Origin of the sequence: Legionella sp. MW5194 (assembly GCF_016864235.1) — a bacterium.
Lineage (GTDB): Bacteria > Pseudomonadota > Gammaproteobacteria > Legionellales > Legionellaceae > Legionella_C.
Window position 1 is genome coordinate 726,786 of sequence record NZ_CP045732.1, and the last position, 16,379, is coordinate 743,164.

Below are 16,379 nucleotides of genomic sequence, written 5' to 3' on the forward strand. Positions count from 1 at the left end.
ATGGAAGATCCGAGAAAATACAAAACACCCCAATATCTTAATGAGCCTTATCGATTGATTATTTTTACACTCGATGAGGTCATGGTAGGAGCACTAACTCTCTACGTATTTGGGGCTGTTTGTGGTTTTTTTGTTACCTCATTGATTCTAACCTGTGCGTTTCTATTTCTTATGAAACGCATGAAGGGTAATGAAGGTCCCTATTTTTATATCCACCTTTTTTATTGGTTCTTTTCTCTATCACCTAAGTTACGGGCAACACCACCGTCATGGATTAGAGCGTTTTTGGGGTAACAGATGAAAATAGAACAAAAAAAATCAGAATTAATGAAGGAAAAAAAGATTAGGGTTTTATTCATAGGTATTAGTAGTGTGCTGCTAGCTATGACATTCATGCAATCAATTACCATTGTGGTCTTATTGCATTATGCTCATAGCAAACATGAAACCCATTTCATCCCACCTAAAATATCTCAAGAATTTACACTTTCTGGAACAGGTGTTTCGGAAGGTTATTTAAGAGACATGACCAATTTCTTAACGCAACTTCGTTTTAATATCACTTCAAGTTCAGCCACTTACCAATTTAATGCGCTCTTAGGCTATGTAGCTCCCTCACTGTATGGGGACATCAGGGCGCAATTGGTTAAGGAAGTCGAACAAATTAATCACGAACATTTATCCAGCGTGTTTTATCCATCGACCTTTGAAATTGATATCAAACACTTGAGCGTAAAAGTAATGGGACAGATGAAGCGTTTTGTTGGCGCGGATTTGATGTCTGATGTACGGGAGACTTTTTTGATTAGGTATTCCTATGAGTATGGCCTGTTGAAACTAACGAATCTTGAGAAGGTGTAATCATGAAACAAATGGCAATGATATTCAGCTTAGGCTTATTAATAGCAACAGCAGAAGGTGCTCAAATAAAAACAGTCAGAAATTATGAAGATATTTTCATTAATGCCTCAATTAAAGAACCCAATAATCTTATGTTAGAGGATGATCGCATTCAGCAAATAAAAGCACCTGGCAACACCCTGGTTGATGCATGCAATGGGAAGGCGAATTGCAAATTAATTGATGATACGACGGGTATTCTTACTTTTTTGCCATCGCCTCTATACCACACACGAGCTTTTACTATCAATTTGCTGACTGAAAAAGGTCTTTTTTACAACGTGCGTGTAGAACCAAAGCCCATTGCGTCACAAACAATCGTTTTTAAATCCTACAGAAATCCTGTAATTCGTGCCCGCGCTCCACATACATCAAGTTATGAAAAGGTGATGGTTGGTTTTTTACGAGCGCTTGTTAATGGGTATTTGCCAGAAGGTTTTACCCAAACAATACCCAAAAATCCTTCAGTCTATAAAGCACAAAAAACACAACTAAAACGCTTATTGACAGTTAATGGCAATCGTATGCGGGGTGAAATTTTTGAGTTAAAAAACGTAACCAACCAGCCTATTGATGCCAAGGAATCCTGGTTTAATTGGCCTGGAACCAAAGGGGTGGCGCTTGCTAAAACCCATTTAGCGCCGTTTGAAACTACTCGATTGTACAGGATTAGCTAACATGTCTATTCAACTTAAAAAACAACAACAGATCTTTTTAGGGATTGTTATCGGCGTTATAGTGTTGGTGATTGCGTGCTTTGCCTTATTGGGAAACAAGACAGTTAAATCCAGAGAGGTTGATAAACCCGCTTATAAAAAACACAGCTTAGCCAGCCCGATATCTACTGCCACTAATGAATCCCATTGGATTGAGAAAACACAAAATGCCTGGCGAGCTGAGCTTGCAAAATCAGAGCTCTTTGATAAAAACCTCAAGGCATTAGGTGATGAAAAAGACAAGCAAAGCAAGCTCATTACCTCGCAAAAAGATGAACTATCTGAAATGAAATCCACACTTTCTGAATTAAAGCATCAAATAGTTAAGCTACAAATGGAGCGTACTACCCCAATAGATGGGACATTAAAAAACAATGAGCCTCAAAATGGGTTGTTACCCCGAGCAGATGAAGCGGCAGCGAGCAACTCCATGGAGATGGATTCGGGATTTATTCAATACACAGCCAAGTTAAATAAAAAATCCAAGCCACGAATCAAAACACCCAATAATTATGTCTTCTCCAACACCTTTGCTAAAGCAGTTGTTTTACAAGGTGCAGATGCATCTGCGGGAGTTTTAAGCCAAGCAAATCCCGACATTATGATATTTCAAATTGTCGATGATGGAGTGATGCCGAATAAATACAGGGCACCACTTAAAGGCTGTATGGTAAGTGCTTCTGTAATTGGCGATATTTCCAGTGAGCGAGGAAAGTTTCGTACCGAACGATTAAGTTGCATTCATTCCAATGGCACCAATATCGACATCCAGGTTACAGGCATCATTTCAGATTCTAAAAACGGAATTCGTGGGCGTGCGGTATGGCGTGATGAACCGATGGTGAAAAAAGCTTTTTGGGGGAACTTCTGGGAAAGCATGGGCAATATTGGCCAGCAATATTCCACTGATTACAGCACCTCGCCTCTAGGAAGTGTATCAACCATTCAAGCAGGAAAAATTCCTCTCGCGGCTGTTTCTAGTGGCGGATCGGGCGCTGCAAAAATGTATGCGCAATACAACATCAAGCGTGCTGAAATGTACCACCCGATTATTCAATTGCCTCCAATCGTTACAGTAGATGTAACTTTTCTTAAGGGTTTTTGGCTTGATGGGGGAACGGACACTAATGCCCCTGAACAACCAGAAGAAAGCCAAAATTCCAAAGTAGCTTTTGAAGCCCCTGCCGAGTCTGAGACTGCTGAAGAAAAAGCTGCCAACCAATTTTTCTATAAAAACCACTCTTTCTAAGGATATATAGATCATGAAAATTTTAACTACTTTATTACTGTTGCCCTGTGTTGTTTTGACCGGTTGCGCCAAATTGAATGAGGACTTTGATTGCCCAGCTCCCAATGGAGGAACGTGCAAACGTATGGATCAGGTTTATGACATGGTGAATGGTAAGGGCAAATCCCTGGCTGTAACCCCCAGCCGAAATCCTTTGGTGATGGATGGGCGACCTGGTCAGCCTGTGCGTTATGGAGAAGGGGTGATGCCTCTTTGGATAGCACCTTATGAAGACACTGATGGCAATTATCATCAAGCCAATCGAGTGTACAGCGTTGTTAAGGAAGGACAGTGGATGCAGCAGTCACAATTGGCTTTAAAATAAGGGGAGCCATTATGTTGTCAACTATAAAAAAAGCGCGTCTTGCAGTTAAAAAAACAAGCACTATTTTAAGTCATGCAACAGGCTCGCTATTGGAAACATTGCGAGAAGAGCTTGGCATGACTGATGCGCATCATAAAAAGCAAATCGAAGCGCTGTTGGATACTTATTGCTTAGCACCTTATTTACCTGACGAGGTTTACGATTCAGAAGCTGATATTTATCCTTACAAACAGGCATCTCATATGATGTTTGAATGCTCGACACTGATTGGTGCCAGTGAAGAAACAGTGACTATTCTCACCAGTATATTAACGGATATTTTGCCACCGGAAAGTTGTTTTCATGCTTTGTTTTGGGCATCGCCTAAAATTGGCCACATGATTGATGAAATGGAACATCAACGCAATCAAGGCAGTGAGGTTTTAAAAGCCCTGGCACACCGACGAGCTGAATTTTACCGCAAAGGGGTGTACAGCTCATTAACTAAAGAAAGCAATTTTGTCTTGCGTGATTTTCGTTTATTTTTATGTATTTCAATTCCGCGCAAATCCATAGAAGACGATCGCTTGTTGCTTGGTAGTTTGCGCGAAGACATCAGCAACAATCTAAAGTCAGTCAATATTATTTGTAAAGAACTGTCTATTGAAGAAGTGATTAGCTTAAAGCGGGAGTGGCTCTTTCCAACCGACAGCTTGTATGAAGAAAAAACCAATTACGATACCAATACTGAAATTCGTTTTCAACTGACTGACATTGAAGCGAGTATGCGGGTTAAATCCAATCAAATAGAGATTGAGCGAGAAGAAGATACGAGGGTGATTAAATGCTTGTCCGTTAGGCAATATCCTAAATCCCCTGTGCAATGGCAACTGGGTGATTTATTTGGAAAAATGTTTAATACCTCTTTGCAAATAAGTTGTCCCTTTCTTTTTAGTTTTGCAATACGAATTAAAGATAAAGACAAGGTGATGGCGGCATTAGATGCCAAGTATGCTGATGAAGGGCAAAATGCCAAACAACCTTTTATTGCCAAATGGGTCAAAAATTTTAACAAAAAATACGCAGAAATTGAGGAGTTAAGAGAGCGGCTCAGTGGCGATGATTCTTTGGTTGATTCCTATTATAACGTTTTATTGTTTACAACACCTGCCAATGTCCGTCGCGATGTACGACGTGCCAAGGATGTATTTCGTGGTAACCAATTTGATTTACGCACGCCAACAGGTTTGCAGTTACAAACACTTCTAGCCTCCATGCCCTTTGCACCTGCTGAAGGTATGTTTGATGATTACAAATCATTTGGACGGGTAAGACCTTTAACCAGTTTTAATACGGTTAACTTATTACCTATCCAGGGGGAATGGAAAGGGGCAGGACGATTTGCTCAGGTCTATCCACAAAGACGAGGGCAATTTACCGCTATTTATTTTTTTGACAACGTAGTCAGAAACTATAATGTCGCTATTGTAGCTCCTCCTGGAAAAGGAAAATCCTTTTTAATGAATGACTACATTCAAAGTCTGTTATCCCAGGGGGGCTTTGTTTATATCATTGATGTGGGCGGTTCATACGCTAAATCTTGTGAGATGTTGAACGGACAGCTTATTGATTTTAATCATGACACTGAAATTAGCCTAAACCTCTTTTCTACAATTGATGCACAAGCCAAAAATGATACTGCATTTAAAGACGTTCACAATCAGCTAATACAACTTGTAGGTATGATGGCAAGACCATCAGGTAACGTCAGTGATGAAGAACGAAGTCATATTGAGAAAGCCATTGAGGCGATGTGGCGACAACATCACAATGCTACAACTATTACTCTTATTGCTCATCACTTAGAAAGTAGTAACGATCCTATTTCTCAAAATATTGGGCGCCTGTTGTATAGCTATACTAAAAACGGTCGTTATGGCAGTTATTTTGAACCGCCTTGTTCGCTCGATTTTAAAAGAAATTTAGTCATTTTAGAGTTGGGTGGTCTTGATGGAAATAAGGATTTGCAGCGCATTGTATTGAAAATCTTAATGTATCAAATCACCAATGCGATGTATTACACGCCAAAGCACATTCCCAAAAGCTGCTTGATTGATGAATCCTACGAATTACTTTCAGACAATGGTACGGGTGGCAGTGCTAACTTTGTTAACGAGGGCTATAGGCGTGCGCCTAAATACGGTGGTAATTTTATTACAGTGACTCATGGCTTAGATGATTATGAAAACAATCCAACTGCCAAAATGTGTTACGACAACGCCTATTATAAAATCTTTTTAGGTGCCTCCAAAAGTACGATTGACACTTTAAAAACGAGTAATCAGTTGGATGCTTATGGCGAGCGTTTAATCCGAAGCCTTAAAATAACTAATGAATACTCTGAGTTTTTAATGATGTGTGAAGAGAATTCAACAGTGCATCGTTTGATTGTCGATCCATTTTCACGCGTCTTAAACACTACACGTGGTCCTGAAGTCGAGGCCTTGAAACGATTAATGGCAACAGGTTTGCCATTGGCTGATGCCATTTCCAAAGTTGCCCTGGAGGTGTATGGCTATGTTTAAGACAACTCAAGTATCTCTTTTGACCGCACTCATCACCAGTATCTTAGTTAATGGGATTTTTTTTAGTGCTTTGAGGCGGCCAGATATTGCAACCATTGATATCTTGTCAATCACCTCCCAATTTATCAAAGAGGAAGCGCAAAAAAATCATTCCAACCTTGAGAAAGAAGCAGAAATTAAAGCATTTTCGCATCGTTTGGAATCAGCGTTACAAGACTTGTCCCATTCCAAATCGTTGGTGTTATTACCAAGAGAAGCGGTCATTAAAGGCAGCACTGATTATACAGCCACCCTCATGACGATGATCAAATTGGAGCATAAATCGTGAAAAAGCTTCTGTTGATTATTTGCATGCTCTATCTCCCTTTTGCAGAGGCTAAAGACTATGGTGTCTTTGGCAAAACCTTTGAAATTGCTGAAATAGATTTTTTAGAGTACATCCAGCAAAAAATGAAGGGGATGCAGGTTAATGGGGAATGGAAGACCGTACAATCTGAGTTTAAAAAACGGGTAAAAGAACATGTGGCACGCCCAACACCTATTCGTTTGCCGAGAGCAGAAGACAATAGAACGTGGTTTTTTAATCCATCACTTGCTGTGCCTTACGATGTGAAGGACAGTCACGGCCAAGTGATTGTTAAACAAGGCACTGTAATTAACCCCCTGGATAGAGTGGGCTTGAGTAGCACTCTCCTGTTTTTTGACGGGGATGATGAGGCACAGGTTGCATGGGTTACCCAGGAATTAACGCAGCACCAAAAAGTAAAATTAATCCTCACCTCAGGCTCTGTAAAGGAAGTTGCGAATCAATTAAAGCAAGCTATTTATTTTGATTTAAATGGATTTTTGGTTGCCAAATTTCAAATAAAGTATTTGCCGGCGCGGGTTTTTCAAGCAGGGAAGCGGTTGCAAATTAATGAGGTGACTGTATGAAAGCCTTTTTTATTCTTATTGCTTTTTTAGCTTCTGGGTTGACCCAAGCAGGATCTTGTCATGGTCGTTTTGTAAATCCCATTACTGATGTCTGTTGGTCGTGTTTGTTCCCGTTCAGTTTAGGGCAAGCTAATCTCGTTTCCTCCAATCATTTGCCAGACACTAAAAATCCCAAACTGCCTGTTTGTGAATGCCCAGGAAATCCTATACCGAGATTGGGATTAACAATGGGTTATTGGGAGCCTGTTAACTTAGTGGATGTAACCAGAACCCCATTTTGCTTAGTTAATTTAGGGGGAATTTCTTTAAATTTTGGCAAGTATTACCGCAAAGGTGCGGTGGTGTCATTCAGCACCCTAATGGGACCACTTTGTCATCACCTAAAGGGACCACCCCATTAGCACTTAATGGGACCACCTAGTCATCACATAAAGGGACCGGGCTGTCAGCAGCTAAAGGGACCACCCCACCTATCAAACTTTGGTTAAAAATGAACATAATTTTTCTCTGTTTATTCATAAATGGGGAAATGGATGTCAAACCGGAGATTTGAGATGCACGAATATATCATTATTATTAGCCAATTGCGTCAAGGCGCTACGCTCAGAGGGCTGTCCCGTGACAAACTTGCCGATAGAAAAACGCTTAGGAGGGTGCGTGACATTGCGATAGAGCAAGGCTGGTTAGAAAAGGATAAGTCAATCCCCACAGAACAGGAACTGGCGTTATTTTTTGAAAAGAGCAGTGCCAATAGCTTTTTGAGCATACAGCCATACCGGGTGAAGATTGAAGAATGGACCAGACAGGGCGTTCAGGCCAGCACTATCTATGCTCATTTACAACGAGAACATGGTTTTAAAAGTAGTTATAGCGTTGTTCAACGCTATATCAAGTCTTACAAGGAAAAACAACGAGCGGTCACCACGATATTAGAGTTTAAACCGGGCGAATCAGCACAGGTTGACTTTGGGCAAGGACCTAAAATTACTGATGGCAAAGGAGAGGAACAGAAGACCTGGATCTTTGTGATGGTGCTCTCCTGGAGCCGTCATATGTATGCAGAAATGGTCTTACATCAGGATGTTGAGACATGGCTTGCCTGCCATCGGCGTGCCTTTGAATGGTTTAATGGTGTTCCAGAAAAAATAATTATAGATAACGCGAAGTGTGCGATTACGAAAGCTTGTTACCACAACCCTTGCGTTCAAAAGGCATATGGGGAGTGCGCATCAGGCTATGGTTTTATTATTTCCCCATGTCCTCCGTATGATCCCCAGAAAAAAGGCCGAGTTGAATCCGGGGTTAAGTACGTTAAAAACCGCTTTGTTCCACTGCGCCAGTTTAGAAGCTTAAACGATGCGAACGAGCAGTTAAAGATCTGGTTAATACAAGAGGCTGGCGCGCGCAACCACGGCACTACTCATGAAAAGCCTTTGGTTCTATTTGAAATTGAACAACCTCTTCTTAAAAAACTGCCTAACCATCCGCCCGAGTTTGCGGCGTGGGAAAAGGTCAAGCTTCATGGTGATTGCCATGTGCAATACAAGAAATGCCGATATTCAGGTCCATATCGCCTCGCACGGCAAGAGCTTTGGCTTAGAGCAACGGATACAACTATCCGACTGTATTTCAATCATCAACTGGTAGCACTCCATCCGAAACTCGAAATACCAGGCACCAAACATACAATACCAGAACACCTTCCACCGAATGCTTTGGCTTACTCGATGCGAGATGCCCAGTGGTGCCTAAAGCAAGCACATGAAGTTGGAAGCCAATGCGTGATTGCTATTGAGGGACTATTAAATGATTCAGTCGTAGATTATCTTCGGGCTGCACAAAGCATTCTCGGTCTTAGGAAAAAATATGGCGATGACCGTCTGGAGGCTGCTTGCCATAGAGCGCTTGTTTTTCAAAGCGTGCATTATAAAACAATCAAGACGATGCTAGAGGTTGGGGCTGAAAAGCAAGCCTTACCGCATGAGGAAGAACCGACAACATTGGCCAAACCCTATTCGGTAGGGGGAAAGTTCTGCCGGAATACGTCCCACTTATTACACTAATACAAACAACAGGAGACAAATGATGATAAACCCGATGCCCGAGCTATCTTCGCAGTTAAAACAACTACGGTTATCGCATGTTGCTGAGAACATCCCGCTGCGTAACCGTGAGTCTATAGAAAAGAAGCTAAGCTACCCTGAGTTTCTGGGATTACTGCTTCAAGATGAGTTATTAGGAAGGGAAAACAAAAAATTAAGAACACGAATGAAGCGTGCACGTATCCGTGGTGACAAGACGATAGAATCATTCGATTTTGACTTTAACCTTAAAATCAATCGCGCTCAAATACAGGAGTTAATCTCGTGTTCATTTATTGCAGAAAAAGTTCCCATTCTCATCGTAGGACCTTGTGGAACAGGGAAATCTCATATTGCTCAAGCCATAGCTCATTGTGCGATACAAAGAGGAATCGATACACTCTGGCTTTCGCAAAATCAACTCTTTAATGAGTTGCAAGCAGCTAGAGCATCAGGTCGATTTGATAAAAAGTTCTCAGAACTGGTGAAAATGCCACTACTAATCATCGATGATTTTGGACTAAGACCATTACGCAACCCCCAGGATGAGGATTTTCACGACCTAATCTCGGAAAGATATGAGCGTGCATCAACGATCATTACATCCAATCTGGACTTTAGCGAATGGGGTTCTGCTTTCCCTAATCGATTACTTGCTGCAGCCACTATCGATAGATTAAGACATAATTCATATCGGGTTACATTAGATGGTCCCAGTTACAGAGGAGAGCGAGAAACAAAAAAGCGAAAATAACATGTATAATTAACTAAAAGTGGACAAGTTTGATAGGTACCGTTTTGACATTTTAGGCGGTCCCATTAGCTGCTGATCGACGGTCCCTTTAGCATGCTGAATGACAGGTGCAAAGTCCAGGGGAGTAAATCAAGACGTTTGTTCAATAGTGTTTAAGCTACTATCCAACCCGCCATCGATGCATGAACAGGCTTCCTTATCATTTTTAAGATGGTAATTGTCCCGCCTTGAGACAAGTATGTATCTTAGTTTTGCATGATTTAATTGCCATTGTAGCTTTAATTTGGCATAATTGTTTTTATTTTGTTCAGTCGGTTGTAATGATGCGCAATTGCTTGCGGAATATGTCAAGATTAACCCCTTCTCAAGAACGCAATTATATCTTTTCAAATACTCATTCAATCCCAACCATATTTATAAATCTTAAGTGACTCAAATAATCTTTGTTAACCGTTTCCAGGAAACTCCATGAAACCAAACCAATTTTTATACAATAATCTTTTAATCGCCAAAGAAACAATCGGGATGCTTTTCAAGAAGCTCAATATTATTAGTGAACATGGGGCGAATGCCCGCTATGCGTTATTTTATATCACTGCAGCTCTCCCGGTGTACCAACAAAACAAGGATGCAATTCCCGAGGCTGAATTCAAGCTTTTATGCCAAATAATTCCAACCCAGCCTAAAGAAAGTACTTTACTCGGAAAGCTAATCTCTACTTTGATATCGGTTAACGATTTGTTGAATAAGCGCTCTCCTGATCCTAAGCGTTTAAAATTGATTCAAGAGAGTTTAGAAAAGCTTCCAGATTCTGTATTTAAGGAAATTAGCGCATTAAAAACCAGCTTTACAGCCGATGCGATTTGCTTTCAATTAAAGAAGCCAATTAGATTAATCGAGCCTCCGTTAAACAGTGATCATGGAATTGTCATGGTGAGAGAGGCTCTGAAAAACTCACAATCATCGGATAGCATTTCTGATGAGACGTCGTTTTTAACGGCGCTGGAAAAATCGATAAAGTCTGGAGTATGCACTGCGGAGTTTTTCAAAGAATTACTCGATTACTATTGTGATGAACGATTCAGCATAGAAGAACTTTGCTTTATAGTAGGCCTCTGCTATGAGCAAAGTAAGGATAAAAACGCTTTTTGTAAAGTGTTTCTCACCGCCTATCAAAAAATATATGATGACATTCTACGAAAATCGCCAAGAAAGAATCGTTTGCTTAACGCAATGGGCAGTATTTTACCGCTACTGAGTGAACAATTACCACCTAATCGATTAATTCCACTGTGTGACGAAATAAATTTTCAACTGGCTGACCCTAGAGCCGCAGAAAATGATAAAGCCTATTATTGTTATCAAACAATAATGTTGCTTTATAAGGAAGGGGAAGAATGGCCTCAATTATTGAACCATAACTCTACTCACAGAGCTGTTTTTTCTGTATTTGTTCTCGATACGGATCCTCGCCTTTGCTCCGCATTTCGTGACATGAGCAAGAATGCTGCGGCAGATATTCTATTATCCAGTTCGCCGCTACTAAGACAACTCCCCTTATTTATGCAAAATATGTTTTATGAGCAACCTGACTCCATTAAAAAGGAATTAATTAGTTTGATTGAGCTTTATACGCAGGTAAATAACAATGCTCCAGAACACCAGCAAAGAAATATAACCCTGTTCTTTTTTAAATATCATGAGGTAATTCAACAGCTAATTACCATTATGGGAGTGGAGGGAATACGGTATTTAAGGAGCCATTTAGCTGGTACTGTACTAAATCTTGAACGAACTATCGATTCGATGCCCTTATTACCGGAAGAGTTGCAAAAAAGATTGGCAGGTTATTTTTCCGAACACACTCTTTCTCAAAAAGAATCTCCTGAGCAAATTAAGGCATTTAAAACCTGTTTGATAGTATTAGGCGCCTTAATTAGCATGTTAGTCCATAAAACGGATAATAAAGAAGAATTAGCCCTTGCTGATTTTCATATCAGTTTCGCAAAAGGAAAGCCACAGGAATTTCTTTTAGCTCTTGCAAAAATGTTGTTACAGAAAATCCTCTTTGAGAAAGGAATCCTATTAACTCCTGAAGACATTATTAAAATTTTTAAACGAATCGATCCTGCTCAATTTGTACAACTTGCCGCTGCAAGTCAACATATGCAAAACGACCCGTACAGAGAAATTTATCTACATCTTCTGCAACTTGACTTGCTTGGAGGTGATGTCGATGGATTTTTGCATAGTGTAGAACAAGAAAATGAACTCGGCTCTGGTTTGGCTAAACATAATAGGGCAATTAGAGAAAAACTGAAACAAAAGGGTATTTCTCCAGAAAAGGCTCTCAACTATCAAAAACAGTTTGATTTTATTGCTACGGCTGGCGATGAAAAAAATTTAGGTCATGGAAATCAATTTCTGGTTTTATGGAATTACCTGGTTCAATTAAAGCAGGAGGCACAAAAGGTTCTTGATTCGCAACAGATCGAAGAGACGAAACAAGTCTTTCAGGTAAAGGCGATAATAACTTCTATCAATACCCTGGAGAAAAGTATTGATGTGAATGCGCCTAATCAGAATATGGCCATTATTGCGGCTCTACAAAAATCAATAGCCCAACCTTTAATTGAGAAGATCAATAACAATATCCAAGCTCTGGTCAATGGGAAAAATAAAACAGCAATTTCCCGCGGGTTTTATGAATTTGCCGAGCATGTGCAACAACAATGGGCTTTGATTGATAAAGAAGAAAAAAAGAAAGAGCAAGCAGAAAAAACGGGCATTCACTATTTCAGCGTCGAGCAATGGCCAAAAGAAAGACTGATGACTTTCTTTTTGGGGGATGAAGTGGGGTGTTGTCTCGCTACAACCAGTTCGCAATTTCAAGCCATGGTCCAACGACGCATGGATGATGCATTATTGTTTCACGTTGCTGTGGATAAGGTGACTGGACGGGCTGCTGCGCTTATTTGGTTATATTTGGCTGAAACCAAGGATGGAAAAATTGTATTAGTCGCAAATTTCTTTGAAGTGAATGCCAGGTACGCTGTTGATGACAAATTAAGACATTCATTACTAAACGGATTATTAACATTTACAGAGCAATATTTAAAAGATAATCCCAAAATCAGCGGATTTTATATGAATAAGCTTTCTTATGGTTGGAATAGTCAGGATTTAAATAGTTATCCTGTCGTTGATTTGCCCCTCGCAGATAAATTGGGTGGACCTTATATTCCTGGTGTAGAAATTAAGAATCTTGACTTGTCAGACAGTTCGGTTCGCGAGCAACTAACGATGCTAACGCAGCAGAAATATTATCTTGTTTCCTTGGATAAACACCAGTTTCATCAGTTTGATTCGTCTGTTTTAGCAAAAGGTCCATTCAGTCAATTATTGCAAAAAGAAACGATTATTGAGTGTGCGGTTTCTACTTTATTAAAAGATGAACAGAATATTGATAAAATTAGACTGGCAGTTATTCAGCAACATGCGCTAGAACTGACACCATTTTATAGTACCCCTGTTGAGAAGGATCCAGTGTTTGCTCAGGATGTGATTGATGCAATTAATAAAATTACACTACTGCGTAAACCATCTGTTATCGAGGGCAACCCATCCATGTTTTTCTTTTTAACCGAGCCCCTTGAGTCTAAAAAAGAAATGGATGTAGGTAACTCCCCAAAACATCATGGCAATATAAATTTTCAATAATGCATTTAACTCTCCCACCTCAGGCAGCGCTGAGGGGGAGTATGTATTAACTCAGGCCGGTGATAAGTTTTCTTGCGGGAAGAGTTGGAAATAAACGAAGTGGACAGTTATTTGTCGCATGCACATTTTTGAACCCAAGAGTTCCTTCAAAAAAAGGCTTGATTACCTGGTTGCCCGCACGTATACCAGAACATTTCTACCGAACCAGTTTTGTCATAACGTGTTGATTGATATTCCTTTATAGATAAAGATGTCTTAAACCCTTGTGAAACAGCGAGAGCCAACATCCTGCATCAGCTGAATGAATACATTAAATGATTGCAGATCGCGATTATGGTATGGCTTTTTTCTTCGAAAAATAAAACGAAATAACGCAATTTTAGATGCGCAAGCGAATACGGCTTCCTGTACTTCCATTCTATCCTGTCGCAAATAATTTAAAATGATATCAGCCTGCTCCTTGGGGGGGATGTCGAGCCGCAGAGAAGAGGACAACAAATACAATAACCAATCACGTGCCTGGGCTAAATGGATGGGCATTAGCGTACCGGGGTCGTCTTCAAAATCAACAAAAGCAACAGGCCGATCGTCCCCGGCAATCATATTACGAATAAAGGCCTGGCTTAAGTAAGCCCCTTGGTGGTGAGCATCAAGAATCGCGGCCAGTGCTTGTTCCCAATAAAAAACCGCAGGCTGCTGACCGGGATTTTTCAGAAAAAATTCAACGTTGCAGTGACCCAGACAAGACATTACAAAGTAGTTTTCCCCCACATAAACCACGCTCGGGACCGGAACACCCGCAGCAGACAACGAAATCAGGCGTTTTATTTCAATCGCTTGAGTGGGTTGGCCTCCCGGAACAGGAATACCCCGTAGAGCAGGAATGGAAAGCGCTTTTGTTATCAGGGTTAAAATGGAATATCCAATTTTACTGCGCTTCATGGCTTGCTTTTTAACAACGTAGCACCTTCCTTCATGCTCAAAATGAAATACTCTCTGTTTTGAAATGGCAGCGTGTTCCCCGGTTAATGCAATCAATTGTTCCCGTCCAGTCAAGCTTGTTCCAGCAGTAAGATTGCAATTTAATACATTGGTCATCAGAAACCTTGGTGAAGGGTTAGTTTATTTTTGAAAATCGGCTGGCAATCATTCGCCATTCTACAACAACCATCCTGACTATCAAGGTGCATAAAGGGCAAGGAAATTGGTTGTCAACATTAGGCTAGTTTCGATAAGCCTGCCATGTAGCCGGCTGCTATAGTGTATTCGTCATTGAGCGTTTATAATTCGCCTTGATCAGTTTAATGCTCCCCCCTTAAACCAACAGGATAATCATGTCAAATTTGCCTCCATGCCCCCAATGCCACTCAACCTATACTTACGAGGACGGAACCCAATGCATTTGTCCCGAATGTGCGCACGAGTGGATTCCCACCATTGAACAACAAAACACGCCATCCGAATCCATTATAAAAGATGCCCATGGCAACGTGTTGCAAGACGGTGATACTGTGACTGTCATTAAGGATTTAAAGGTCAAAGGCTCATCTCTCACTGTAAAAGTGGGAACCAAAGTTAAAAACATTCGCCTGGTGTCGGGTGAGCATGACATCGATTGCAAAATTGAGGGGATCGGTGCGATGAAACTAAAATCACAGTATGTAAAAAAATCATGACAAGGTAAATCGCCGATCGGGCAACGTCAGGCAGATTAGCGTGAAGTTGCACCGATCAGGTGGTTTTTTTTCAACACACCATTATCATGAACAGGCTCTTTCATGGTTCACCCCTCTCTGAGAAACCCAGGGTCAGCGCACGCAATAATGATTTTTCGCTGGAAAAGGGCAAATCCTGCTGTAGACTCCAGAATGACACACCGCCAAGCCGTACCGTTTCCTTTGTTTTGTTAGCCAACGAATTATTGCCTTCAACATAATCAATTTTGGCCAGCACGGATTGGGGGCTGTCGCAACTGAGGAAACGGGTTTTTGACGTATTTTCCAGTGGAATCAAACCGTAAAAAGTGGTCGCCTGCCTGCCATTTTTACTCTCATGGATTGCCTGGTTAAACAATTGGTCGCCATAACGCTGATAGGCTTCATCGTAACTGATCTGGCTGCTGATATTGGCATCAAGGACAGCAACATGAAGACCTGGATAGTGGGTATTGTCGTCTATTTGACGATTCTCCACATAATAGGAGTGGCAATAAAAAGGCAATCCTAAAATCAGCTGATCGGCCGCCAATCCCTGAGAATAATAATGCTTGATTGCTTTATTACCCGATGTACTGGGATAGGGGTAAGTCGTGTCCTCTTGACGATCAGGTTCATAGAGCGCGGCCCCAAGCTCGGTACGCGGGCCAAATGTACCGTAATGATCATAGGCCATTATCGTCGTCCAGTTCACGTAGGTTTGCCATTCTTGGGCATTGGGGTAGTGGCGCCAATAAGCGCTGGTGGCCGGCACGGCATTACTGACACAGTAACCGTCATCCTGAAGAGCTTCATGCAACTGTTTAAGCAGGGTTGTTACCCCAGCGATTTCCTTTTCACTGGCCAATAACTCGTTTTCCCAATCGACATCGACACCATCCAGTTGGTATTGGTCAAGTATTTTTTTTAGTGAATGAACAAATACCCTGATTTGCTCGTCATTTTCTAAAAAGCGAAAGCCCTCGCGGTCGCCCCAGCCGCCGATGGCGAGCATGATGGGTAAATCGGGCCTCAACTGGCGTAACTGTTGGATGGTTTTAACATCTTGCGCATGAAGTCTAACCACCGTATTCCCGGCTTCGTCTCTGGCAAAACGTGCAAAGGCATAATTCACCAGGGTGACCTTATCCAATTGCTCGTTTAATTTGGCGATGTCCTTGTCTTGTAATCCCCAGGACGAGTCAGCGCCCAGATAGGCGATGACCCGCTGGTGTTTTTTTTGTTGCACAGCGCAGTACGGTGTCCATGCCAGGGCAACCGGAGTCGCCAGGCTCAGTATCAAGGCAGTCAGGGGCAGTCGGAAACTGGTCATCGCTCATTCTCAGTCATTTGCATGGAGCCGATTGTAGTTTTTTAGACCATGGATGGGTTACTGTTCTTTTT

15 protein-coding genes are annotated in these 16,379 nt (G+C 41.3%); 13 read left to right on the forward strand and 2 right to left on the reverse strand.

The annotated features are described in order from the left end of the window. The 12 genes from traL to GH742_RS03540 all read left to right on the forward strand — a co-directional run bounded on the left by traL (window position 1) and on the right by GH742_RS03540 (window position 13,281). A complete protein-coding gene (traL, locus tag GH742_RS03485; RefSeq protein ID WP_010947805.1) occupies window positions 1–294 on the forward strand; it encodes a type IV conjugative transfer system protein TraL in 294 nt (97 codons plus the stop codon). A gap of 3 nt (window positions 295–297) precedes the next feature. After that, the gene (traE, locus tag GH742_RS03490; RefSeq protein ID WP_010947804.1) at window positions 298–861 is read left to right on the forward strand and encodes a type IV conjugative transfer system protein TraE; all 564 of its coding nucleotides are present in this window, start codon (window positions 298–300) and stop codon (window positions 859–861) included. 2 nt (window positions 862–863) lie between these two features. Beyond that, window positions 864–1,577 (forward strand): type-F conjugative transfer system secretin TraK, encoded by a 714-nt coding sequence (gene traK, locus GH742_RS03495; RefSeq protein WP_010947803.1) that lies wholly within the window; start codon window positions 864–866, stop codon window positions 1,575–1,577. Between the two features lies 1 nt (window position 1,578). After that, a complete protein-coding gene (locus GH742_RS03500; protein WP_015444240.1) occupies window positions 1,579–2,865 on the forward strand; it encodes a TraB/VirB10 family protein in 1,287 nt (428 codons plus the stop codon). 13 nt (window positions 2,866–2,878) lie between these two features. Next, a complete protein-coding gene (gene traV / locus GH742_RS03505) occupies window positions 2,879–3,229 on the forward strand; it encodes a type IV conjugative transfer system lipoprotein TraV (protein ID WP_010947801.1) in 351 nt (116 codons plus the stop codon). Next, window positions 3,196–5,793: a type IV secretion system protein TraC gene (traC, locus tag GH742_RS03510; protein WP_010947800.1), complete on the forward strand. Its 2,598-nt coding sequence runs from the start codon at window positions 3,196–3,198 to the stop codon at window positions 5,791–5,793. The genes traV and traC overlap by 34 nt, the downstream gene beginning before the upstream one ends. Then, window positions 5,780–6,121, forward strand: a complete 342-nt coding sequence (locus GH742_RS03515) for a TrbI F-type domain-containing protein (protein ID WP_027223818.1) — start codon at window positions 5,780–5,782, stop codon at window positions 6,119–6,121. The genes traC and GH742_RS03515 overlap by 14 nt, the downstream gene beginning before the upstream one ends. Further along, window positions 6,118–6,726: a type-F conjugative transfer system protein TraW gene (gene traW / locus GH742_RS03520; protein ID WP_010947799.1), complete on the forward strand. Its 609-nt coding sequence runs from the start codon at window positions 6,118–6,120 to the stop codon at window positions 6,724–6,726. The genes GH742_RS03515 and traW overlap by 4 nt, the downstream gene beginning before the upstream one ends. Then, entirely contained in the window at window positions 6,723–7,127 is a 405-nt protein-coding gene (locus GH742_RS03525; protein ID WP_239005265.1) for a TraU family protein, read from the forward strand. The genes traW and GH742_RS03525 overlap by 4 nt, the downstream gene beginning before the upstream one ends. Before the next feature lie 153 nt (window positions 7,128–7,280). Next, complete coding sequence (istA, locus tag GH742_RS03530; RefSeq protein ID WP_151298575.1) at window positions 7,281–8,789, forward strand: IS21 family transposase; 1,509 nt, start codon at window positions 7,281–7,283, stop codon at window positions 8,787–8,789. A gap of 19 nt (window positions 8,790–8,808) precedes the next feature. Further along, a complete protein-coding gene (gene istB / locus GH742_RS03535) occupies window positions 8,809–9,561 on the forward strand; it encodes an IS21-like element helper ATPase IstB (protein ID WP_272927805.1) in 753 nt (250 codons plus the stop codon). Between the two features lie 468 nt (window positions 9,562–10,029). Next, entirely contained in the window at window positions 10,030–13,281 is a 3,252-nt protein-coding gene (locus GH742_RS03540; RefSeq protein WP_203456120.1) for a hypothetical protein, read from the forward strand. Window positions 13,282–13,536: 255 nt separating this feature from the next. Here the strand turns inward: GH742_RS03540 and GH742_RS03545 are convergent, their stop codons facing one another. Further along, window positions 13,537–14,379 carry a hypothetical protein gene (locus GH742_RS03545; RefSeq protein WP_203456121.1) on the reverse strand — a complete coding sequence of 281 codons (843 nt, stop codon included), beginning with the start codon at window positions 14,377–14,379 and terminating at the stop codon, window positions 13,537–13,539. 236 nt (window positions 14,380–14,615) lie between these two features. Between GH742_RS03545 and GH742_RS03550 the strand changes: the two genes are divergently transcribed. After that, entirely contained in the window at window positions 14,616–14,957 is a 342-nt protein-coding gene (locus tag GH742_RS03550) for a zinc ribbon domain-containing protein YjdM (RefSeq protein WP_203456122.1), read from the forward strand. Window positions 14,958–15,057: 100 nt separating this feature from the next. On the opposite strand, the gene GH742_RS03555 is transcribed toward GH742_RS03550, so the two are convergent. Next, window positions 15,058–16,308, reverse strand: a complete 1,251-nt coding sequence (locus GH742_RS03555) for a glycoside hydrolase family 18 protein (protein WP_203456123.1) — start codon at window positions 16,306–16,308, stop codon at window positions 15,058–15,060. Window positions 16,309–16,379: the final 71 nt, after the last annotated feature.

Excerpts from the sequence above, each read along its gene's own strand:
- traL (WP_010947805.1), top strand. The coding sequence starts at position 1 with ATGGAAGATCCGAGAAAATACAAAACACCCCAATATCTTAATGAGCCT.
- traE (WP_010947804.1), top strand. The coding sequence starts at position 298 with ATGAAAATAGAACAAAAAAAATCAGAATTAATGAAGGAAAAAAAGATT.
- traK (WP_010947803.1), top strand. The coding sequence starts at position 864 with ATGAAACAAATGGCAATGATATTCAGCTTAGGCTTATTAATAGCAACA.
- GH742_RS03500 (WP_015444240.1), top strand. The coding sequence starts at position 1,579 with ATGTCTATTCAACTTAAAAAACAACAACAGATCTTTTTAGGGATTGTT.
- traV (WP_010947801.1), top strand. The coding sequence starts at position 2,879 with ATGAAAATTTTAACTACTTTATTACTGTTGCCCTGTGTTGTTTTGACC.
- GH742_RS03515 (WP_027223818.1), top strand. The coding sequence starts at position 5,780 with ATGGCTATGTTTAAGACAACTCAAGTATCTCTTTTGACCGCACTCATC.
- GH742_RS03525 (WP_239005265.1), top strand. The coding sequence starts at position 6,723 with ATGAAAGCCTTTTTTATTCTTATTGCTTTTTTAGCTTCTGGGTTGACC.
- istA (WP_151298575.1), top strand. The coding sequence starts at position 7,281 with ATGCACGAATATATCATTATTATTAGCCAATTGCGTCAAGGCGCTACG.
- istB (WP_272927805.1), top strand. The coding sequence starts at position 8,809 with ATGATGATAAACCCGATGCCCGAGCTATCTTCGCAGTTAAAACAACTA.
- GH742_RS03540 (WP_203456120.1), top strand. The coding sequence starts at position 10,030 with ATGAAACCAAACCAATTTTTATACAATAATCTTTTAATCGCCAAAGAA.
- GH742_RS03545 (WP_203456121.1), bottom strand. The coding sequence starts at position 14,379 with ATGACCAATGTATTAAATTGCAATCTTACTGCTGGAACAAGCTTGACT.
- GH742_RS03550 (WP_203456122.1), top strand. The coding sequence starts at position 14,616 with ATGTCAAATTTGCCTCCATGCCCCCAATGCCACTCAACCTATACTTAC.
- GH742_RS03555 (WP_203456123.1), bottom strand. The coding sequence starts at position 16,308 with ATGACCAGTTTCCGACTGCCCCTGACTGCCTTGATACTGAGCCTGGCG.